At 70.0% G+C, this 19767-nt stretch carries 23 protein-coding genes; 13 read left to right on the top strand and 10 right to left on the bottom strand.

Going from position 1 to position 19767, the window contains the following annotated elements; genetic code table 11:
* Positions 1-16 precede the first annotated feature (16 nt).
* From Q7P21_RS02325 to nadC, 3 genes are read left to right on the top strand one after another with little or no spacing between them, the layout of a single operon-like run.
* On the top strand, positions 17-1528 hold the full coding sequence (locus Q7P21_RS02325) for an L-aspartate oxidase (RefSeq protein WP_304175564.1): 1512 nt from the start codon (positions 17-19) through the stop codon (positions 1526-1528).
* Positions 1525-2154 carry a TetR/AcrR family transcriptional regulator gene (locus Q7P21_RS02320; protein ID WP_304171246.1) on the top strand — a complete coding sequence of 210 codons (630 nt, stop codon included), beginning with the start codon at positions 1525-1527 and terminating at the stop codon, positions 2152-2154. The genes Q7P21_RS02325 and Q7P21_RS02320 overlap by 4 nt, the downstream gene beginning before the upstream one ends.
* Positions 2151-2996 (top strand): carboxylating nicotinate-nucleotide diphosphorylase, encoded by an 846-nt coding sequence (gene nadC / locus Q7P21_RS02315; protein ID WP_304171244.1) that lies wholly within the window; start codon positions 2151-2153, stop codon positions 2994-2996. Before Q7P21_RS02320 ends, nadC begins: the two co-directional genes overlap by 4 nt.
* Here nadC and Q7P21_RS02310 read toward each other — a convergent pair.
* The 4 genes from Q7P21_RS02310 to Q7P21_RS02295 form a co-directional block, all read right to left on the bottom strand.
* Entirely contained in the window at positions 2935-4059 is a 1125-nt protein-coding gene (locus tag Q7P21_RS02310) for an acyltransferase (RefSeq protein WP_304175562.1), read from the bottom strand. The genes nadC and Q7P21_RS02310 overlap by 62 nt on opposite strands.
* Positions 4060-4269: 210 nt before the next feature.
* The gene (locus Q7P21_RS02305; protein WP_304175560.1) at positions 4270-4818 is read right to left on the bottom strand and encodes an AAA family ATPase; all 549 of its coding nucleotides are present in this window, start codon (positions 4816-4818) and stop codon (positions 4270-4272) included.
* Positions 4819-4841: 23 nt separating this feature from the next.
* Positions 4842-5876: a DJ-1/PfpI family protein gene (locus Q7P21_RS02300; RefSeq protein WP_304175558.1), complete on the bottom strand. Its 1035-nt coding sequence runs from the start codon at positions 5874-5876 to the stop codon at positions 4842-4844.
* On the bottom strand, positions 5873-6562 hold the full coding sequence (locus tag Q7P21_RS02295) for a DJ-1/PfpI family protein (protein WP_304175556.1): 690 nt from the start codon (positions 6560-6562) through the stop codon (positions 5873-5875). Before Q7P21_RS02295 ends, Q7P21_RS02300 begins: the two co-directional genes overlap by 4 nt.
* Positions 6563-6643: 81 nt before the next feature.
* On the opposite strand from Q7P21_RS02295, the gene Q7P21_RS02290 reads away from it, so the two are divergent.
* Positions 6644-7576, top strand: a complete 933-nt coding sequence (locus Q7P21_RS02290; RefSeq protein WP_304175554.1) for a GlxA family transcriptional regulator — start codon at positions 6644-6646, stop codon at positions 7574-7576.
* Here the strand turns inward: Q7P21_RS02290 and Q7P21_RS02285 are convergent.
* A complete protein-coding gene (locus Q7P21_RS02285) occupies positions 7573-8136 on the bottom strand; it encodes a DUF1003 domain-containing protein (protein ID WP_304175552.1) in 564 nt (187 codons plus the stop codon). The two genes, Q7P21_RS02290 and Q7P21_RS02285, sit on opposite strands and share 4 nt — an antisense overlap.
* A 139-nt stretch (positions 8137-8275) precedes the next feature.
* Here Q7P21_RS02285 and Q7P21_RS02280 point away from each other — a divergent pair, with 139 nt between their 5' ends.
* Entirely contained in the window at positions 8276-9079 is an 804-nt protein-coding gene (locus Q7P21_RS02280; RefSeq protein ID WP_304175550.1) for an SDR family oxidoreductase, read from the top strand.
* On the opposite strand, the gene Q7P21_RS02275 is transcribed toward Q7P21_RS02280, so the two are convergent.
* A complete protein-coding gene (locus tag Q7P21_RS02275; RefSeq protein WP_304175548.1) occupies positions 9051-10190 on the bottom strand; it encodes a cell wall hydrolase in 1140 nt (379 codons plus the stop codon). The genes Q7P21_RS02280 and Q7P21_RS02275 overlap by 29 nt on opposite strands.
* A 285-nt stretch (positions 10191-10475) precedes the next feature.
* Here Q7P21_RS02275 and Q7P21_RS02270 point away from each other — a divergent pair, with 285 nt between their 5' ends.
* The 5 genes from Q7P21_RS02270 (at position 10476) to Q7P21_RS02250 (ending at position 14559) form a co-directional block, all read left to right on the top strand.
* On the top strand, positions 10476-10664 hold the full coding sequence (locus Q7P21_RS02270) for a hypothetical protein (protein ID WP_304175546.1): 189 nt from the start codon (positions 10476-10478) through the stop codon (positions 10662-10664).
* A gap of 347 nt (positions 10665-11011) precedes the next feature.
* Entirely contained in the window at positions 11012-11641 is a 630-nt protein-coding gene (locus Q7P21_RS02265) for a DsbA family protein (RefSeq protein WP_304175544.1), read from the top strand.
* Positions 11642-11766: 125 nt separating this feature from the next.
* Positions 11767-14004 carry an excinuclease ABC subunit UvrB gene (uvrB, locus tag Q7P21_RS02260; RefSeq protein WP_304168895.1) on the top strand — a complete coding sequence of 746 codons (2238 nt, stop codon included), beginning with the start codon at positions 11767-11769 and terminating at the stop codon, positions 14002-14004.
* Positions 14005-14056: 52 nt separating this feature from the next.
* Positions 14057-14401 (top strand): hypothetical protein, encoded by a 345-nt coding sequence (locus tag Q7P21_RS02255; RefSeq protein WP_304175542.1) that lies wholly within the window; start codon positions 14057-14059, stop codon positions 14399-14401.
* A 26-nt stretch (positions 14402-14427) separates the two neighbouring features.
* Complete coding sequence (locus Q7P21_RS02250) at positions 14428-14559, top strand: hypothetical protein (protein ID WP_304168891.1); 132 nt, start codon at positions 14428-14430, stop codon at positions 14557-14559.
* Between the two features lie 145 nt (positions 14560-14704).
* Here Q7P21_RS02250 and Q7P21_RS02245 read toward each other — a convergent pair whose 3' ends face one another.
* Together Q7P21_RS02245 and Q7P21_RS02240 are read right to left on the bottom strand one after the other, a co-directional pair.
* Entirely contained in the window at positions 14705-15229 is a 525-nt protein-coding gene (locus Q7P21_RS02245; RefSeq protein ID WP_304168888.1) for an SLATT domain-containing protein, read from the bottom strand.
* An 80-nt stretch (positions 15230-15309) separates the two neighbouring features.
* Positions 15310-15576 carry a GNAT family N-acetyltransferase gene (locus tag Q7P21_RS02240; RefSeq protein ID WP_304175540.1) on the bottom strand — a complete coding sequence of 89 codons (267 nt, stop codon included), beginning with the start codon at positions 15574-15576 and terminating at the stop codon, positions 15310-15312.
* Positions 15577-15653: 77 nt separating this feature from the next.
* Between Q7P21_RS02240 and Q7P21_RS02235 the strand changes: the two genes are divergently transcribed.
* The gene (locus tag Q7P21_RS02235; protein ID WP_304168882.1) at positions 15654-16208 is read left to right on the top strand and encodes a DUF3617 family protein; all 555 of its coding nucleotides are present in this window, start codon (positions 15654-15656) and stop codon (positions 16206-16208) included.
* Between the two features lie 67 nt (positions 16209-16275).
* Positions 16276-16761: an SRPBCC family protein gene (locus Q7P21_RS02230; RefSeq protein WP_304168879.1), complete on the top strand. Its 486-nt coding sequence runs from the start codon at positions 16276-16278 to the stop codon at positions 16759-16761.
* 1 nt (position 16762) lies between these two features.
* On the opposite strand, the gene Q7P21_RS02225 is transcribed toward Q7P21_RS02230, so the two are convergent.
* Positions 16763-17953 (bottom strand): acetyl-CoA C-acyltransferase, encoded by a 1191-nt coding sequence (locus Q7P21_RS02225; RefSeq protein ID WP_304175538.1) that lies wholly within the window; start codon positions 17951-17953, stop codon positions 16763-16765.
* Between the two features lie 273 nt (positions 17954-18226).
* On the opposite strand from Q7P21_RS02225, the gene Q7P21_RS02220 reads away from it, so the two are divergent.
* Positions 18227-18391, top strand: a complete 165-nt coding sequence (locus Q7P21_RS02220) for a Flp family type IVb pilin (RefSeq protein ID WP_304168873.1) — start codon at positions 18227-18229, stop codon at positions 18389-18391.
* Positions 18392-18394: 3 nt separating this feature from the next.
* Here Q7P21_RS02220 and mnmA read toward each other — a convergent pair whose 3' ends face one another.
* Positions 18395-19564, bottom strand: a complete 1170-nt coding sequence (gene mnmA, locus Q7P21_RS02215) for a tRNA 2-thiouridine(34) synthase MnmA (protein WP_304168871.1) — start codon at positions 19562-19564, stop codon at positions 18395-18397.
* Positions 19565-19767: the final 203 nt, after the last annotated feature.

The following is a 19767-nucleotide window of genomic DNA, read 5'->3' as shown; positions in this document are numbered from 1 at the left end:
TCCGAGGGAGGTCCCTATGGACCGCATCCATCACGACGGCGTCCTGATCGTGGGCGCGGGCCTTGCGGGCCTGTCCGCCGCGCTCTCCGCCGCGCCGCGCAAGGTGCTGCTGCTGACCGGCGCGCCGTTGAACCAGGGTTGCTCCTCCGCCTGGGCCCAGGGCGGCATGGCCGCGGCCCTGTCCGTGGGCGATACGCCCGAGCTACATGCCGCCGACACCATCGCCGCCGGCGCGGGCCTGGTCGATCCGGTCATGGCCGCGCTGCTGGCCCGGGAAGGTCCGGCCGCGGTGCGCCGTCTGGCCGAGCTCGGCGCCCCCTTCGACCGCACGGCGGAAGGCGGTTTCGCCCAGAGCCTGGAAGCCGCCCACTCCCGGCCCCGCATCGCCCGGGTCAAGGGCGACCAGGCCGGCCGCGAGATCATGGAGGCCGTGGTCCGCGCCGTGCTGTCCTCGCGCCATGTCGAGGTCCGGGCGGGCGCGCGCCTGCGCGGCCTGCTGCAGGACGCCGAGGGTCGGATCAGCGGCGTGGTCGTGGTCCAGAATGGCCGGCCGCTGGAGATCACCGCCCCGGCCGTCCTCCTGGCCACCGGCGGCATCGGCGGCCTCTATGGCGTCACCACCACCCCGGCAGAACTGCAGGGCGAGGGCCTGGCGCTCGCCGCCCTGGCCGGGGCGATGATCGGCGATCCAGAATTCGTCCAGTTCCACCCGACCGCCATCGATATCGGTCGTGATCCCGCCCCGCTCGCCACCGAGGCCCTGCGCGGCGAAGGCGCCAAGCTGATCAACACCTCCGGACACGCCTTCATGGCCGGCTATCATGCCGACGCGGAATTGGCCCCCCGCGACGTGGTGGCCCGCGCCATCCATGCGGAGATCGCCGCCGGTCGCGGCGCCTTCCTGGACGCCCGCGAGGCCGTGGGCTCGCACTTCCCGCAGGAGTTCCCAGCCGTGTTCGCCGCCTGCCTGTCCGGCGGGGTCGACCCCCGGATCCAGCCGATCCCCGTCGCCCCGGCCTGCCACTACCACATGGGCGGGATCGTCACGGATGAGCATGGGACCGCCGCCCTGCCCGGCCTGTTCGCCGCCGGCGAATGCGCCTCCACGGGCGTCCATGGCGCCAACCGACTGGCGTCCAACTCCCTGCTCGAGGCCGCCGTGTTCGGGGTCCGGGCCGGCATATCCGCCGCCGCCGAGGCCCAGCCCGGGCCCCGGGCCTTGCGACGCCTGGTGACGCCGGAACTGCCGCCAGCCGCCCTCCAGACCCTGCGCGCCGCCATGAGCCGTGAGGCCGGCGTGGTCCGCGACGCCGCGGGCCTGGACCGCCTGCTGAGCGAGATCGATCGGTTGGAGACCGCCCACGGCCGCGCCGCGCCCCTGGTCGCCGCCCGCCTGGTCGCCGCCGCCGCCCTGGAACGCCGTGAAGGCCGGGGTGGTCACTTCCGCGCCGATCATCCCGAGCGTCAGGCCGCGCAACGGACCTTCATCACCCTGCCGGAGGGGGCGCCCGCGTCCCAGGCCGCATGACCCTGGTCGCCACTCATCATCCCTCCAGCCAGAGATCCAACCGCGATCGCCTGGTCTCCGAGGCGCGTCGGCTGTTCGCAGAGCACGGCTATGCCGAGGTCTCCGTCGATGAGGTCGCCGCCGCCGCCAATCTGACCAAGGGGGCCGTCTACTACCAGTTCAAGGACAAGGCCGACCTGTTCCACGCCGCCTGCCACGCGGTGATGGAGGACGTCGTGCGCCAGGTGGACGCCGCCGGCCGCGGCGCCGGCACGCCGCGCCTGGAAGAGCTGATGACCGGCGGCCGGCGGATGTTCGACGCCTATGGCACGCGGGAAGCCCACCGCCTGCTGCTGATCGATGGGCCCTCGGTCCTGGGCTTCGGCCCCTGGCTGGCGCTGCAGGAGCCGATCGGCGCCTGCCTGGTGGCGGACGGGCTGAAGCACTACGCCCAGGCCGGCATGGTCCCCGCCAACCAGATCGACGCCCTGTCCCACCTGCTGTTCGGCGCCTTTGTCCAGGGCGTGCTGCGCATCGCCTCGGCGCCGCCCGCCGAGCGCGACCAGACCGAGCGCGACGTCCGCGCCGCCACCGGCACCCTGCTGCGGGCCTTCCTGCGCGGCCTGCAACAGCCCGAGACCCCATGATCGCCCCCCTGCCCGACCTGCTGATCGAACCGATCGTCCGCGCCGCCCTGGCCGAGGACCTCGGCCGCGCCGGCGACCTGACCGCCCAGGCCTGTATCGACGCCGACGCCCGGCTCGAGGCGACCTTCGGCGCGCGCCAGGCCGGCGTGGTCTCCGGTCTCGCCTGCGCCCGCCTCGCCATCCTCGCCCTCGATCCCAGCGCGCGGTTCGAGGCCCTGAGCCAGGACGGCGACCTCGTGGCGCCGGGCGCCGTGCTGGCCAAGGTCTCCGCCAACGCCCGCGCCCTGCTCTCGGCAGAGCGCACCGCGCTGAACCTGATGGGCCGGCTCTCCGGCGTCGCGACCCTGACCCGGGCCTATGTGGACGCCGTCGCCGGGACCTCCGCGCGCATCGTCGACACCCGCAAGACCACGCCGGGTCTGCGCGCCCTGGAAAAATACGCCGTGCGCTGCGGCGGCGGGGTCAACCACCGCTTCGGCCTGGATGACGCCATCCTGATCAAGGACAACCACGTCGCGGCCTGCGGCGGGGTCGGCGAGGCCGTGCGCCGCGCCCGCGCCGCCGCTGGTCACCTGACCAAGGTCGAGGTCGAGGTCGACAGTCTGGCCCAGCTGGCGGAGGCCCTTGAGGCCGGGCCCGACGTGATCATGCTCGACAATTTCGCGCTCGAGGATCTGAGACGCGCCGTCGCCCTGACCGCCGGCCGGGTTCAGCTGGAAGCCTCGGGCGGGGTCAATCTGGCCACCGTGCGGGCCATAGCCGAGACCGGCGTCCAGGTGATCAGTGTCGGCGCCCTGACCCATTCGGCGCCAGTGCTGGATATCGGCCTGGACGCGGCCTGAGCAGGGCCGCCACGCCCGCCTGCAACGGGCGGTCCGCCCAGCGCTCGAAGACCACCGCCGCGATCAGCGCCGCCGGGAAGGCCATGCCCCAGAGGCTCCATTGCTCCCAGGCCGGAGGATTGAACCGGGCGTCGACCGCGTGGATGAAGTTGAACCACAGGGTCGCGACGAAGACATGGGTGATGTAGAGCGCGAATGAGACCTTGGCCGCCCGGTCGGCGAGGCCGGACCGACCCCGCGCGGGGACCTCGCCGGCGGCGCCGATCAGCACGCCGAGCAACGCCATGGACGGCAGGTCGAACTTGCCGGTCGCCTGCAGCACGCAGAACCCCGCGAAGGCTGCGATCGCCTGCCAGGGCGCCCAGCGCCGCAGCGGCCAGCCGGCCTCCGACGCGCGGGCCACGAGCGCGCCGAACACGAACAGCGGCAGGGCCCGCATGACCCCCAGATTCGAGGGCAGGTCGAACACGCCTTGGCCATACAACGCCTCGCTGACCAGATCCGCGCCCGCCAGCACGCTCACCCCGATGACCAGCAGGCTCGCCGCCGGCCAATCTCCGAGGGTCCGCCGCCAGAGGGTCGGGAAGCCCGCATAGCAGACGATCAGGGCCGACAGCGTCCAGGTCGGCACGTTCCATCCCTCGCCGCGATGCAGGCCCCAGGCCTGGATCAGCGCCAGCTGGGCCGGCCAGTCGCGCCACTGGACCTGGGCGGCGTTGTGCGGCGCGCGCCCGGCCATCTCGGCGGCCCCGATCACCGCGGCGAAAGCGACCAGCATGACGACGTGCGCCGGCCAGACCCGCATCACCCGGCGCAGCAGGAACTGTTCGTCGGACACCTTGCCCAGGGCGATCTGGCGGCCATAGGCGCGGCCCAGCACATAGCCCGAGAGGATCAGGAAGAAGTCGGTGGCCAGATAGCCGCGATCGAACAGCGGGCTGAACAGGTCGAGCTTGATGGGGCTGTCGAAGCGGTAGTGGTAGAGGACGATCAGGCCGGCCGCCGCGAACCTCAGCAGGTCCAGCAGGGCGCTGCGCGGCGCCCGCTCCGAACCGGGTCCCACGGCGGCCGGCGGTGATGCGGATCCGGACGGTATGGTGAACGCTCCCTTGACGCCTTCAGCGGGTCAGAAGCGCACCGCGCGGTCGAAAAGGAAGGGGCCCCTCGCCCATTCCAGGTAGTTGAATGCCCCGCCGTGACGGTCGCTCGCCTGTCAGGAGTCGCGGCGGCGGCGCACTCTCCCGACAGCCTCTATCGGCTGCGTCAGATCATCTCAGCCGAGCCGCCAGCGCCCCTCCGCAAGCCCAGACTGCAAGGCCGCGAGCGTCGCCTCCAGGTCGAGATGGGTGGTCTCCAGGACGTGGGTTTCAAGCGCGCCCAGATCCGCCAGCTGGGCGTAGAGCGGGCGGATCGGCGCGTAGTCGGCGATGGGCCGCTCCAGGCGGTCCCGGGCGCGTTGACGGGCCAGGGCCTCGCTCGGCCGCAGCACCACATAGTCCAGCCTGACCCCAGACCGCGCGGCCTCGGCGCGATAGACCTCCAGGAACCAGGGGCCGACCACCCAGTCCAGCACCGTGAAATAGCCCCCCGCCGCGAAGCTGAAACAGGCCGCCGCCAGGCTGCGCGACAGGGTCAGGTTCTGGGCCTGGGAGGCCGGCTTCCAGGGCTCGATGAAGCCGGAGCGGATATAGTCCATGAAGTCGTCGCCATGCACATGGACGCCCATGGGCGCGGCCTCGGCCAGGCGGCGCGCGGCCGTGGTCTTGCCCGCGCCCGGCGGGCCGGTGAGGATCAGGACCTGGCCGGGCGGCGTGTCGTTCATCCGCCCAGCCTAACCGGTTCCATCTAGGGCGCGAAACTGGCGGGATGCTCCAGCTGCAGGGCCACGAACCGCGCTGTTGGGCGGCCATAGGCGGCGGTGATATCCCCGATCATCAGCGGGATCGGCTCGCCTCGCCGCAGCTTCGCCTGGCGGCTCGCCCCCGGCAACTCCGTCACGCCCAGCACGGTCAGGCCGTGGCGCGACACCGCCCCCTGGGCCGGGGTGACCGCATAGGCCTTGGAGCGCAAGGTCCGCGACCAGCCATCCAGCTCGGTGGCGAAGGCCAGGTCGTCAAAGCCCGGTCCAGCCGCCACCGCCACCTTCTGATGCTCCCAGAAGGCCAGCAGATTGCCGGCGGCGGTCTGCAGCATCGGCGGGGCCAGTTGATAGGCCCGCGCGTCATGGGCGATGCTGGGCCGATCGAGACCGAGGCGCGCGGCGGTGGCCAGCATCACCGGCTCGCCCGCGAGTTCACGGACCAGCTGCAAGGCCGCCGGAACCGAGGCGCTGACCCCGGCGGTGGTGGTGATCCGCCCATCATCGACCCAGCGGGCGTCCATGCGCCAGGCGACCTTGGGCCAGCGCTTCAGCCGGGTCTTGCGCGAGGCCCAATGGGCCGTGGCCTGACGACCGTCCAGCAGGCCGGCGCTGGCCAGCACCAGGGCCCCGTCGCAGATCGAGACGATCCGCGCGCCACGCCGCGCCTGGGTCCGCAGCCAGGCGGAACGGGCCGGGTCATCGATCCGCATCATATAGGGCACGATGACCATGTCCGGCCCCTCAGGATGGGCGCGGTCGAAGCTGTCGCGGCTGGCCTGGGGCTTCACCCGTCCGATCCCTGGCATCAGCGGCACGGGGGCGAGGTCGGAGGACACCACCAGCACATCCACCGCGCCGGACTCCGCCAGGATCGCATAGGGGGCGATCAGGTCGGTGGTCTCGGTCCCGGACGGATCGGCCAGGATCGCCACCAAGGGCCGGGCGTGGCCCGCAGCGGCGGGACCGGCCGTCGCGCTCAGCACGGCGGCGGCGAGGGCCGCCAGCGCGCGACCGATCATGCCCGGACCTTCAGCCGGCGCGCGGCCTCCTCGGCGGCGGCCATGCGGCCCGCGCCGGAGGCCTCCATGCGCTGGCGCACGGCCGCCACGATCTCCGGCGGGGCGGTCTCAGGCCGGCCGGCGTTGAACGGCGGCGCGGGGGAATATTCCAGGCCCAGCTGCACCGACTGCGCCAGGGTCTCGCCGGCCAGTTCGGCGGCCATGACGAAGGCGAAGTCGAGCCCCGCCGTCACCCCGCCCCCGGTGATGACATTGCCGTCGCGCACCACCCGGGCCTCGTCGACGATCACGCCGAACGGCTTCAGCATGTCGCGCCAGGCCCAATGGCAGGCCGCCCGCTTGCCGGTGATCAAGCCGGTCGCCGCCAGGATCAGCGAGCCGGTGCAGACGCTGGTCAAGTACTTGGCGCCCGCCGCCAGCCGGGTGACCTCGGCCATATAGGCCTCGTCCAGCATGGCCGCCGTGGTCCCGAACCCGCCGGGCACGCAGATCACGTCGCAGCGCGGGATGTCGGCCAGGTCGGTCAGCCGGGTGAACACCAGGCCATCGCCCTCGATATCGACCCCGCCCTTGGAGGCGACGATCACCTTGGCGCCGGGGATGCGCGAGAACACCTGGTGCGGGCCGGTGAAGTCGAGGTGGGTGACCTCGGGATAGATCGGGATGACGATGATCAGCTCGGCCATGGGAACCTCCTGGGATTTGACGCGCCAAGGGTGGCAGGCCTAGGGTCTGGCGGAAATGCCATTCTTCCCTCGAAAGACGCCATGACCCGCCAGCTGGGCTTCGTGATCTTCCCGGACTTCCAGATCCTCGACGCCACCGGCCCCCTGGCCGCCTTCGAGATCGCGGCCCGCTATGTCCCTGGGACCTATGAGCTGCGGATCATGGCCGCCGAGCCCGGCCTGGTGCGCAGCTCCTGCGGCGCCCTGATGAGCGCTGGCCCGCTGGAGGGTCCGCTCGACACCGTCATCGTCTCCGGTGGCGAGGGCACGCGGCCCGCCGCCCTGCACCCGGTGCTGATCGCCTGGCTGCGGGCGCTGACGCCCCGGCGCACCACCAGCGTCTGCTCCGGCGCCTATATCCTCGCCGAGGCCGGACTGCTGGACGGCAAGCGCGCCACCACCCACTGGGAGCGGACCCAGGACTTCGCCAGGCGCTATCCCAAGGTGCGGCTGGAGCCCGACCGCATCTACACCCGCGACGGCGACGTCTGGACCTCGGCCGGCATCACCGCCGGCATCGACCTCGCCCTCGCCTTGATCGCCCAGGACCTGGGCGAAGACATCGCCCGCCGCGTCGCCCAGCAACTGGTGGTCTATCACCGCCGCCCGGGCGGCCAGTCGCAGTTCTCGGCCTTGATCGAGATGGGCGGCCGGGCCGGGCGCTTCGCCGAACTGCTGGACTGGATGCGGCCCCGGCTCGCCGAACCCCTCACCGTCGAGCGCCTCGCCGATCAGGCCGCCATGAGCGCGCGCAACTTCGCCCGCGCCTTCGCCGCCGAGACCGGCATGACCCCGGCCAAGGCCGTCGAGCGCCTGAGGCTGGAGACCGCCCGCGAGCGGGTCGAGGGCTCCGCCGACCCCATAGACCGCATCGCCGAGACCGCGGGCTTCGGCGATCCCGAACGCATGCGCCGCGCCTTCATCCGCGCCTTCGGCCAACCGCCCCAGGCCTTGCGCAGAACCGCGCGAAGCTAAGCCTTCGCCGCCGCCAGGGCGGCCACTTCCTTGCGCAGCAGCTTCAGGGTCTCGTTCTGGCGCTTGATCATCTGCATCATCTCCTTGTCGCGCAGGGCGTCGACCTTGTCGTGCAGGTGCATGATCTCCAGCTCGGCCCGCAGATTGACCAGATAGTCGTGCTCGGCGGCCTCACGATCGCGATCGGCCTGACGGTTCTGGCTCATCATGATCACCGGCGCCTGGATCGCCGCCAGCATGGACAGCATCAGGTTCAGGAAGATGAAGGGATAGGGATCGAAGGACAGGCCGAAGACCCGGGTCCCCACGTTCCAGCTGATCCACAGGGCCAGGGCCAGGAAGAAGCCGAAGATGAAGCTCCAGGACCCGCCGATCTGCGCCACCCGGTCGGCGGTGCGGTCCCAGAAGCTGCGATCATCGCTCTTCAGGGCGGGGTTGAGCGCGCTGGGCGCCTCGGTGGCGATCAGGTCGATGACGCTGCGCTGCACCGGCGTCAGGGCGTCGTAGTCACAGGCCAGCAGCTGCTGGGCCAGTTCGGCATGGCGTTCCGTCTTCGTCATCGCGTCCTCGTTCCTTGACCTGACCGTCCGTCAACCTGTTCGATCAGCATTCGCACGCCCAGGTTCAGCCGCAAGGTCGACCGGGGCTAATCACAGACAAAGGCGCGGCCAAGGCGCCGCCCACGGAAGGACCGGGATCATGGCTGTCGCCGCCAAGGCCGAGGGACGCCGCTGCGTCTTCATCACCGGAGCCGCCAGCGGCATCGGGCTCGCCGCCGCCAAGCGCTTCGCCGCCGAAGGCTTCTTCGTCGGGATCGCCGATATCGACCAGCCGGGCGCCAAGGCGGCATTGGCCGAGATCGGACCCGGCAATGGCGTGGTGCTGAACCTGGATGTGCGCAAGCGGCCCGAATGGGACAAGGCCCTCGCCGCCTTCGCCAAGGCCAGCGGCGGGCGGCTGGACCTGCTGGTCAACAATGCCGGCATCGCCCGGTTCGGCTGGCTGGAGGAACAGTCCGAGGCCGATCTCGACCTGCAGATCGATATCAATGTGAAGGGCGTGATCCACGGGGCCCGCGCCGCGCTCGACCTGCTGCGCGCCACACCGGGCTCGCGGCTGATCAATATCGCCTCCTGCGCCGGCCTGTTCGGCTCACCCCAGATGTCGATCTACGCCGCCACCAAGTTCGCGGTGCGCGGCCTGTCCCAGGCGCTGGACGCGGAGTTCGCCCGCTTCGGCGTGGGGGTCGCCTGTGTCATGCCCTGGTTCGTGGAGACACCGATCCTGGACGCCGGGGCCGAGCGCTCGAACCGCACCATCCGCGACGCCGTCAAGGACGGCGGCCACGTGGTCTACACGCCGCAGGACGCCGCCCAGGTGATCTGGGAGGCCAGCCAGGGCCAGGCGCTGGAATATATCGTCGGCGACCGGGGTAAGCAGGTCCGGTTCATGACCCGCTTCTTCCCCAACCTGATCAGGAAGCAGATGAAGCGGGCGCTTTGACGGGCTGGTCGGCGGGCCGCACCGCCGAGGTCGGCGTCAGCCGCGCCGGCTTGGGCGCGTCGGCGGCGGAGGCGGTGGCCTTGCTGTCGGCGGTCCCGGAGCCGGAGCCGGCCGGGCCCGTTAGAGCCGCCGGCGCGCCGGCAGGCGCCTCGGTGATCACCGCTGAAGCCAGGCGGTAGTCGGTCGGCCCGCTGGTCGGCTGGCCGCCCTGGGCCAGGCTGGCGAACATCGGCTGGCTGGTCTGTTCCGGCGCGCTGGCTTCCGCCTCGGCCAGGAAGGTCTGCGGGCTCACCCCGCCGCCGAACCGATAGAACACGTGCAGACCCACCTGGGCGACGCGCAACAGGTGCGGTCCCCAGGCCGGGGCCACATTGATGGTGTGGAAGTGGGTGGCGTTGCCGACCGCAGCCATCACGCTGCCGGACAGGGCGCGCGCGGCCACGCGCTCGGCGCGGTTCCAGGCGTCTGGCTCACGGCCCCGGCGCATCGAGCCGTCGCAGGCGAAGCTGAACTGGCAGCTGACGCCTCGGGCCGCGCCCTGGAACACCACGCCGCAGACGGTCTTGGGGAAGGCGGGCGAGCGCACGCGGTTCAGCACCACCTGGGCGACGGCGGCCTGGCCGGCGGCGCCTTCGCCCCGGGCCTCGAAATACACCGCCTGGGTCAGGCAATCGAGCTCACGCGAGCTGTCCAGCGCCCCGGTCAGGTGGAAAGGCGCGGCGGCGGGCATGAAGGGCGAGCCGAAGGCGGCGCGCAGGAACAGGGCCGACTGGATCGGCCGGTCGTCGGTGACCTGGCGCTCCAGCCGCTCGGCGAGAATGGCGCTCTGGCGGTCGCGCTCGGCCGAGCCGGCGACGGTGAAGGGGTCATGAGCCCGCGCGATCCGCAGGACGCCCGGGGCCATGGCGGCGGCCTCGTGCTGCAGGACGGTCTCGGAGAATCCGCCTGCGGCGGCCTCGGCGATGCGCGAGGCGCGGGCATGGTCCGTGGCGGCGCGGGCCATTCCGCCCGCGAGATAGGCGGCGCCGAGGCCCAGGCCGATGCCCGAGCCGATCAAAGCGGCGCTGGTCAGCGCACGCCAATCGGCGCGCGTCTGGAAGGTAGATGTCAAAGGTGAGAATCCCGTGTGGCGAGGGCATTGGCGCCCCCCGACATCGTTGTGTTCAACGGCCCCTGCTCTTGCTGGCGGCGGTCGAAAACGGGCCTGTCCGATACACGTGGAAAGACAAGCTACGGCGAAGTTGAGGTGCTTATGACCAAAGCGCTGCAGATTCGCAACCCGGTATTGCGCTGCAGCATGAATTTTCATGTGGATAAGCTTAACCACGTCGATCGGGAACCTCGGCTGCACAGCGCCGTTGGACAGGGCGAGCCTTTCAATTCGCGGAGAAAATCCATGCGCAAGACCCTTGGCCTGCTGGCCGTCGCCGGACTGGCCCTGACCCTCTCGGCCTGTGGCCACAATGTCGAACAGCGCGCGGCCACCGGCGCGGTGACCGGCGCCGTCCTGGGCGGCCCCGTCGGCGCGGCCGCAGGCGCCGCCGTGGGCACGGTGGTCAGCAAGACGGTCGACCCCCACCACTGATCCGGGGCGCTCTCCCAAGGTCGCCTCCAAGGTTGCAGCGTCTAGTCCAAGTGCGTCATGCGCGCATCCGGACGGTCGCTAGATTCGTAGCCCTTGGAAACGAACCTGGGAGAGCGACGCCTTGGCGCATCTGGTCCTCGCGGCCCTGACACTGGCCGCCGTCATCGCCATCGTCGCGACCGGCGCGCACGGCGTGTTCTGACGGCAGGCCGCCTTCTTACGGTCATCATGGCGATCAAGGATCGTGGCGGGCCTCGGGCGGCGGATTGACCGGACGACCGGGGTTTTACAGCCCCGCTGGAGCGCGTAGGGAAACCGCAACGCCTCCCCGTCGTCAGGACCGCCCCTTGCGCTCAGCCCTTATCGCCCTCGCCGTCGCCGCCCTCGCCGCCTCCAGCGGCCAGGCCGCCGCGCCCAAGCCCGCGCCGGCCGCACCGCCGGCCGCCCAGGACATGGCCATGGGCAATCCCAAGGCCAAGGTGGTGATCGACGAGTACGCCTCGCTCAGCTGCACCCACTGCGCCCACTTCAACAATGAGATCTTCCCGGGCTTCAAGGCCAAATATGTCGACACCGGCAAGGTGCGCTACGTGCTGCACGAGTACCTGACCCCGCCGGAGAACATCGCCGCCGCCGGCTTCCTGGTCGCCCGCTGCGCCGGGCCGGCCAGCTATTTCAAGGTGGTCGACGCCTTCTTCCGCTCCCAGGCGGAGATGTACGAGAAGGAGGACCTCAGGACCCCGCTGCTGGCCGCCGGCAAGCTCGGCGGCCTGGATGAGGACGCGGTCAAGGCCTGCCTGGCCAACCAGGACCAGATCCAGGCCCTGGAGACCCGGGTCCAGACCAGCATCGACAAGGGCGTCAACGCCACCCCGACCTTCTATGTCAACGGCGTGAAGGCCCAGGAAGGCGTCATGACCCTCGACCAGCTCGACACCGCCATCGCCCAGGCCCGCAAGCCCGGGAAGAAGAAGTAGACCAGAGACCCGCTGCTCCCCCGCTGGGGGAGGAGCTTTGCAGCCGCCACCAAACCACCCTGCTGACAGCTCCTGACACGCCGCGCCCCTAGCGTCCGGCCAGCAAGCCACCTAGGTTCAGGTTCATGTCCCGTTCCCCCACGTCCGGCGTCACCGAGGCGCCCGCTGTCTTCGACTATGACGAGGCCACGACGCCCATGCTGTGGACGCCGCACCGCCCTGCGCGGCCGGCCAAGTCCGAGGGCGGGCGGGTGTTCAAGCTGGTCAGCGACTATGAGCCGGCCGGCGACCAGCCCACCGCCATCGCCGAGCTGGTGGCCGGCCTGGAGGGCCGCGAGCACGACCAGGTGCTCTTGGGCGTCACCGGCTCCGGCAAGACCTTCACCATGGCCAAGGTCATCGAACAGACCCAGCGCCCGGCCCTGATCCTGGCCCCCAACAAGACCCTGGCCGCCCAGCTCTACAGCGAATTCAAGAGCTTCTTCCCGGAGAACGCGGTCGAGTTCTTCGTCTCATACTACGACTATTACCAGCCGGAGGCCTATGTCCCGCGCACCGACACCTACATCGAGAAGGACTCCTCGATAAACGAGCAGATCGACCGCATGCGCCACTCGGCGACCCGGGCGATCCTGGAGCGCGACGATGTCATCGTCGTCGCCTCGGTCTCCTGCATCTACGGCATCGGCTCGGTCGAGACCTATACGGCCATGACCTTCAGCCTGTCGGTGGGTGACCGCATCGACGAGAAGAAGCTGCTCGCCGACCTGGTGGCCCAGCAATACAAGCGCAATGACCAGGCCTTCGAGCGCGGCACCTTCCGCCGCCGCGGCGACACCATCGAGATCTTCCCCGCCCACTATGAGGATCGCGCCTGGCGCCTGTCCCTATTCGGCGACGAGATCGAGGCCATCACCGAGTTCGACCCGCTGACGGGCAAGAAGACCACCGACCTCGAGACCGTGAAGGTCTATGCCAACAGCCACTATGTGACGCCGCGCCCGACCCTCAACCAGGCGGTCAACCAGATCCGCGCCGAGTTGAAGGAGCGCCTCGACTGGATGGTGGCCAATGGCAAGCTGCTGGAGGCCCAGCGCCTGGAGCAGCGGACCACCTTCGACATGGAGATGATCCAGGCCACCGGCTCCTGCGCCGGGATCGAGAACTACAGCCGCTATCTCACCGGCCGCCGCACCGGCGAGCCGCCGCCGACCTTCTTCGAATATATCCCCGAGAACGCGCTGCTGTTCGTCGACGAGAGCCACCAGACCGTGCCCCAGATCGGCGGCATGTACCGAGGCGACTATCGCCGCAAGTTCACGCTGGCCGAGTACGGCTTCCGCCTGCCCTCGGCCATCGACAACCGGCCGCTGAAGTTCGAGGAGTGGGAGGCCATGCGCCCGGCCACCGTCCACGTCTCGGCCACGCCGGGGAACTGGGAGATGGAGAAGACCGGCGGGGTGTTCGCCGAACAGGTGATCCGCCCCACCGGCCTGATCGACCCGCCGGTGGAGATCAAGCCGGTCCACAAGGACGGCTTCAGCCAGGTCGACGACGTGATCGACCAGGTCCGCCAGACCAACAAGCTCGGTTACCGCTCCCTGATCACGGTCCTGACCAAGAAGATGGCCGAGGACCTGACCGAATATATGCACGAGCAGGGCCTGCGGGTCCGCTACCTGCACTCCGACGTCGACACCATGGAGCGGATCGAGATCATCCGCGACCTGCGGCTCGGCGCCTTCGACGCCCTGATCGGCATCAACCTGCTGCGCGAGGGCCTCGACATTCCCGAGTGCGGCCTGGTCGCCATCCTCGACGCCGACAAGGAAGGCTTCCTGCGCTCAGAGACCAGTCTGATCCAGACCATCGGCCGCGCCGCCCGCAACGTCGACGGCCGGGTGATCCTCTATGCCGACAATGTCACCGGCTCCATGGAACGCGCCATGGCCGAGACCCAAAGGCGGCGCGAGAAGCAGGAGGCCTACAACCTCGAGCACGGCATCACGCCCGCCAGCATCAAGTCCTCGATCAAGGAGATCCTCGCGAGCCCCTACGAGAAGGACCGCGTCACCGTGCCGGTCGGCGTGGCGGAGGATGGCTCCAAGCCGTTCCTGGGCGACAACTTCAAGACCACCCTCCGCGACCTGGAGGCCCGGATGCGCGAAGCCGCCTCCAACCTCGAATTCGAGACCGCCGCCCGCCTGCGCGACGAGATCAAGCGCCTGAAGATGCTCGACCTGGAATTCGCCAACGACGCCCTCACGGCGCCCGGCGAGGCCGTGGACAAGAGCGCGGTGAAGCGGGTGAAAGCCGAGGCGCGGGCTGAGGCTGCGGAGCGGTTCCGGAAGGGGCGGAAGTAGGCCCCAATCCTGCAGCGCGCCCCGCTACCTGTGCCGATACGGAGCTATGGCTATGCGTGGACGTGCGTTGAAGGTGGTGGCGGATAACGGGGCCAAGCGGGTCGAGCCTGCGCCCCTGGTTGTCGAGGCTGTCGCGCTGGTCGAGGCGGCAGCGCCGCCGGCGCCGCCCGAGCGGATCTCCGACCAGGTGAAGCGGCTGCAGGCCGAGGCCCGGGGACTGGCGCACAAGCATGTGCTGTCCCTGAAGACCGCGCTTGAGGAGTTGAAGGTCCTGGCCGAGGACATCTCCTCAGGCGGCGACGTCTATCCGGCCGGGGTGCGCGAGATCGCCCGGCGACTGGTCGAGGACTGCGAGGCCCGCGCCCAGGCGGTGGCGTCGCTCGCCATGCGGAACTGATCGTCCGCGCCAAGGCGCTGACCGGGGTGGAAGACACCGCGTCTCTGGTCCGCCAGGCCCTGGTCACCCTGGTCCAGGATGAGAGCGCCCGTCGGCTCGCACGACTGGGCGGCGGCAATCCCGAGGTCGAGGCCAGCCCCCACGGCGATCCGCACTAAGGCAAGAAATCTAGTCCACGAACCACACGAACCACACGAACCCCTAGGTCAGCGCGGCCCCGTTCGTGTCGTTCGTGTGGTTCGTGGTCAATTCTTCCTGGCGGCCGAGCCGCCTCAACCAGGTTCGGCGACCCCCAACCCAGGCTCAGATCGCCATGTCCTGGGCCCGGTCGGACTCGCGGCGGACCAGGCGGTTGATCTCGGCGGTGAAGCCCCGGGCCAGGTCGATGCGACGCCGGCGGGCTTCCGCCGCCGGCGCCTCACCGGCAGAGATCCAGTCCGCGCGGAACAGCTCCAGCTCACCGGCCACCCCGAACTCGGCGGCGGCCAACCGGGGGACGGACCGGCCGACGCCGAACACCTGGTCGACGGCCACCGCCGCCGCCCCGAGACCCAGCAGCACATATCCAAAGGCGAAGGACCCCAGCGTCGTGGCCGCGACGGCGGGGATGGCCTCACGCAGGGCGGGCGTCACCGCACCGACCGCGATGAAGGCGCAGCCCACGCCGCGCAACAGATGGGAGGCGGCCTGGGCCAGTCGGCGACGGCGCGCATACCAGCCGATCCGCTGGCGGGCGAAGGCCTCGCGCGCGGCCAATAGTTCGCGGAGCTCCGCGTCGGCCAGGGGAACCAGGTCCAGCCCCGCCACGACTCCCAACCGAACGGCCATGCCGCGCCTCCTCCCAGATGCTTTAGAGGGGCTTACAGCCGGCAGAACGCGCCCGGCGATGCGGGAAATGGACGCAGCGATCAACCCACCAGGTCGCCGAACGCCTGGCTCCGCCGCAGCCACGCCGCCGCGTAGCCGCAGATCGGGGTGATCCTCAGGCCCTTGGCGCGGACGTCGGCGGCCAGCGCCGCCATCAGCCGGCCCGACGCGCCGGTTCCGCGCAGGGCGACGGGCGCCTCGACATGGTCGATGAACAGCCGGTCGCCGGCGCGGCGATAGTCGGCCCAGGAGGTCAGGCCCTGCTCGACCATCTCGTAGCGGGCGCCGGTGTCTTTGAGATCGCTCATGGCCTGAACATAAGCGCCTCGCTAGGCATTGCGATCCCCACTAGCCTCGCGCAGCATCACAATTCCCGGAGACCGTCATGAACCCTCGCGTCCTGATCCTCGCCACGGCGGTCGCGCTCACCCTGTCGGCCTGTTCCAAGACTGGCGACCAGGCCGCCAAGCCGCCCGCCAACGGCGCGGCCGCCCCGCCCTCCCAGACCGCGCCGAAGCGCAAGCCGGGCCTGTGGGAACAGCGGGTCTCCAATGGCGACTTCGTGCAGGTCAGCCGCATCTGCCTGGACGAAGCCACCGACGCCAAGCTGTCCTGGTGGGGCGCCCAGGCGACCCAGGATGTCTGCGAGAAGAACCTGGCCTCCAGCACGGCGGACGGCGGCTGGCGGTTCTCCTCGGTCTGCGACATGGGCTCCGGCGGCAAGACCACCACCTCGGGCCTGGCCGCCGGCGACTTCAACAGCCACTACCAGATCACCGCCGAGAGCTCGACGGTCGGCGCCCAGACCCCGATGATGAACGGAACCCGCAAGATGGTCATCGACGCCGCCTGGCAGGGGCCCTGCCCCGCCGGCATGGCGCCCGGCCAGATGTCGCTCCCCGGCGGGGTGACGATCAATCTGCTCGATGCGGCGAAATAGACGGTCGCCTGTCGGGACGGCGCGGGCTCGCCCGTCCTAAGCGCAAACCTCAATTCAGGAGCACGTCTTGGCTGTCCCCGTAGAGATCGAACCCCGCAACGACCGCGAACTGGTCATCGCTCATCTCATGGAGGCGACGCCCGATCAGCTGTTCAAGGCCTGGACCACGCCGGAACTCTATCCGGAATGGTTCTGCCCCAAGCCCTGGCGGGCCGAGGTCTCGCGCATGGACCTGCGCCCGGGCGGCGCCAGCGACATGATGATGTATGGGCCGGACGGGGAATCCTTTCCGAACGGCGGCGTCTATCTGGAGATCGATCCGGGCAGGAAGCTGGTCTTCACCGACGCCTTCAGCGAGGGCTGGGTTCCCAATCCGGACTCCATGATGACGGCGGTCCTCACCTTCGAGCCTCAGGCCGACGGCCGGACGCTCTATACGGCGCGGGTCGGCCATCCCAGCGTGGAGAAGAAGACCCAGCACGAGGCCATGGGCTTCCGGGAGGGCTGGAACGTCGTGGCCAGCCAACTCGAGGCTCTGGCGAAGACCCTCTGAGCTAGACCAGCTCCACCGCCACGGCCGTCGCCTCGCCGCCGCCGATGCACAGGCTGGCGACGCCGCGCCGGCCGCCGCGCGTCTCCAGCGCCGAGATCAGGGTGGCCAGGATCCGCGCGCCCGAGGCGCCGATCGGGTGGCCGAGCGCACAGGCGCCGCCATTGACGTTGAGCCGGGCCCGGTCGATCCCCAGCTCCTGCTCGGCGACCATGGCCACCACGGCGAAGGCCTCATTGACCTCGAACAGGTCGACCTCCTCGACGCTCCAGCCGGCGCGGGCCAGCACCTTGCGGATGGCCGGCACGGGGGCGGTGGCGAACTGGCTGGGCTCGTGGGCGTGGCCGGCATGGGCGGCGATCCGCGCCACCACCTTCATCCCCAGCTTTTCCGCCACCGAGGCCCGGGTCAGGACCAGGGCTGCGGCCCCGTCGGAGATCGAACTGGCGTTGGCCGCGGTGATCGCCCCGTCCTTGGCGAAAGCCGGCTTCAGGGTCGGGATCTTGGCCGGGTCGGCCTTGCCCGGCTGCTCGTCGGTCTCGACCAGCAGGGTTCCCTGGCGGCTGGTCACCTCGACGCCAACGATCTCGCGAGCAAAGGCCCCGCTCTCCACCGCCGCCTTGGCGCGGTTCAGGCTGGAGATGGCGAAGTCGTCCATGGCCTGGCGGCTGAACTGATAGGCCCGGGCGGTCTCCTCCGCGAAGCTGCCCATCAGCCGACCGGGCTCATAGGCGTCCTCCAGGCCGTCGAGGTACATGTGGTCATAGGCCGTGTCGTGGCCGATCCGCGCGCCGGCCCGGTGGCGGGCCAGGATGTAGGGGGCGTTGGTCATGCTCTCCATGCCCCCGGCCACGATAATGTCGACCGATCCGGCGGCCAGGGCGTCATGGGCCATGATCGCAGCCTGCATGCCCGAGCCGCACATCTTGTTGACCGTGGTCGCCTCGACGGACTTGGAGAGGCCTGCGCCCAGCGCCGCCTGGCGGGCCGGCGCCTGGCCGAGGCCGGCCGGCAGCACGCAGCCCATGATGATCTGCTGCACCTGGTCGGGGTTCAGTCCCGCCCGTTCCACCGCCGCCTGCACGGCGGCCGCGCCGAGGGCCGTGGCCTTGACGGAGGAGAACACCCCCTGGAAGCCGCCCATGGGCGTGCGGGCGAAGGACGCGATGACGACGGGATCGGAAGCTTGGGTCATGGGAGGGATATAGTGCCTGCGCCCCCGCCTGGGGAGGACCGACGTTGCGTCAGGTGGCGCAGCCTGAAGCCAAGCCTGAAATTTACAGAATCTTATCCACGAATACTGATCAGCACCCTCAGTCCACCAGAAGATGTAACCGCTCGCCTCGATTAGATTATGGCGAGATTCGGGCGTCGCGATTGGACGGTTAGTCTAACTTTAACTCGCGCCACGGATATTGTGCTCGCTGAACCAATCAGTTCGGCGCAGCCACGCTCAGGGGATCTAGACTTGGACTTCGTGAAGAGATTCATCGCTGACGAACGTGGCGCGACGGCGATCGAATACGGGCTGATCGCAGCCCTGATCTCCATCGTCCTGATCACCGCCATGACCAATCTGAAGACCAAGATCAGCGGCACCTACGCCAAGATCGGCAATGCGATGCCGCAATAGAGGTCAGCCGACCTCGATCTCGGCCCGCACCGTGCGGTCGATGAAGCCGCCGCCCAGCACCCGGCTCGACGCCTCCGGCGCATAGAGCACACAGGCCTGGCCCGGCGCGACGCCCTCCTCCGGCGTCTCGAACTCAATCCCGATCACCCCGTCGACCAAGGCCAGGCGCCCGGCTACCGGCTCGCGCGTGGAGCGCACCCGCGCCAGCACCGGCCGGCCCAGGGCGGCCTCGATCGAGGCGCCTTCGCCCAGCCAGTTGGTTTCCTTCAAGCCGCAGGCCCGGGTCAGCAGCGCCTCGCGCGGCCCGACGATCACCTGGCGGCGCTCGGCGTCGATGCGGGTGACGAACAGCGGATCGCCTACCGCCACGTTCAGCCCCCGGCGCTGGCCGATGGTGTAGCGGGTCACGCCCTCGTGGCGGCCCAGCACGCGACCGTCCATGTGGACGATCTCGCCGGGCACGGCGCCCTGCGGTCGCAAGCGGTCGATCACCGTGGTGTAGCGGCCTTCCGGCACGAAGCAGATGTCCTGGCTGTCCGGCTTGTCGGCGATGGCCAGACCCAGCTCGGCCGCCGCCCGACGCACCTCCGGCTTGGGCATGCCGCCCAGGGGGAAGCGCAGATAGGCCAGCTGCTCGGCCGTGGTGGCGAACAGGAAATAGCTCTGGTCGCGGGCCGGGTCGGCGGCGCGGTGCAGTTCGGGGCCCATCGCGCCCGCCTCGCGGCGCACATAGTGGCCCGTGGCCATGGCCGCGGCGCCCAGGTCGCGGGCCGTATCCAGCAGGTCGCGGAACTTCACCGTCTGATTACAGCGGATGCAGGGGATGGGCGTCTCGCCGCGCAGATAGGCGTCGGCGAAATCCTCGATGACCTGTTCCTTGAACCGGCTCTCATAGTCGAGAACGTAGTGCGGAATGCCGATCGCCTCGGCGGCGGTGCGGGCGTCATGGATATCCTGGCCGGCGCAGCAGGCGCCCTTCTTCTGGATCGCCGCGCCGTGGTCATAGAGCTGCAGGGTGACGCCGACCACGTCATAGCCGGCGCGGGCCAGGAGGGCGGCCGTCACCGTGGAATCCACTCCGCCGGACATGGCCGCCACCACGCGCGATCCCGCAGGCAGCCCCACGGCGGCCCGGGCCGCTTCGACGGCGGCGTCGGTGAAAAGCGCGTTCATGGGGCCTATGTAGCGGCTCGGCGGCGGTTTTGCGAGTTCACCGCCGATATCTCTCCGGCGCGACTTGGCGAACAAGGTTATCGTAAATAATCACGAGGAATTCAGCTGGACCTTGTGGACGCCTACCCAGTCTTCAAAGTAAATTTCAGGATGGGACGCCGTCTCAAGAGGATTTTCGATCCCGAAGGTCACCCTGGATACGC

The sequence above is a fragment of the Phenylobacterium aquaticum genome (assembly GCF_947378715.1).
GTDB classification, from domain to species: domain Bacteria; phylum Pseudomonadota; class Alphaproteobacteria; order Caulobacterales; family Caulobacteraceae; genus Phenylobacterium; species Phenylobacterium aquaticum_A.
This window is presented reverse-complemented; position numbering and strand designations above follow the sequence as displayed.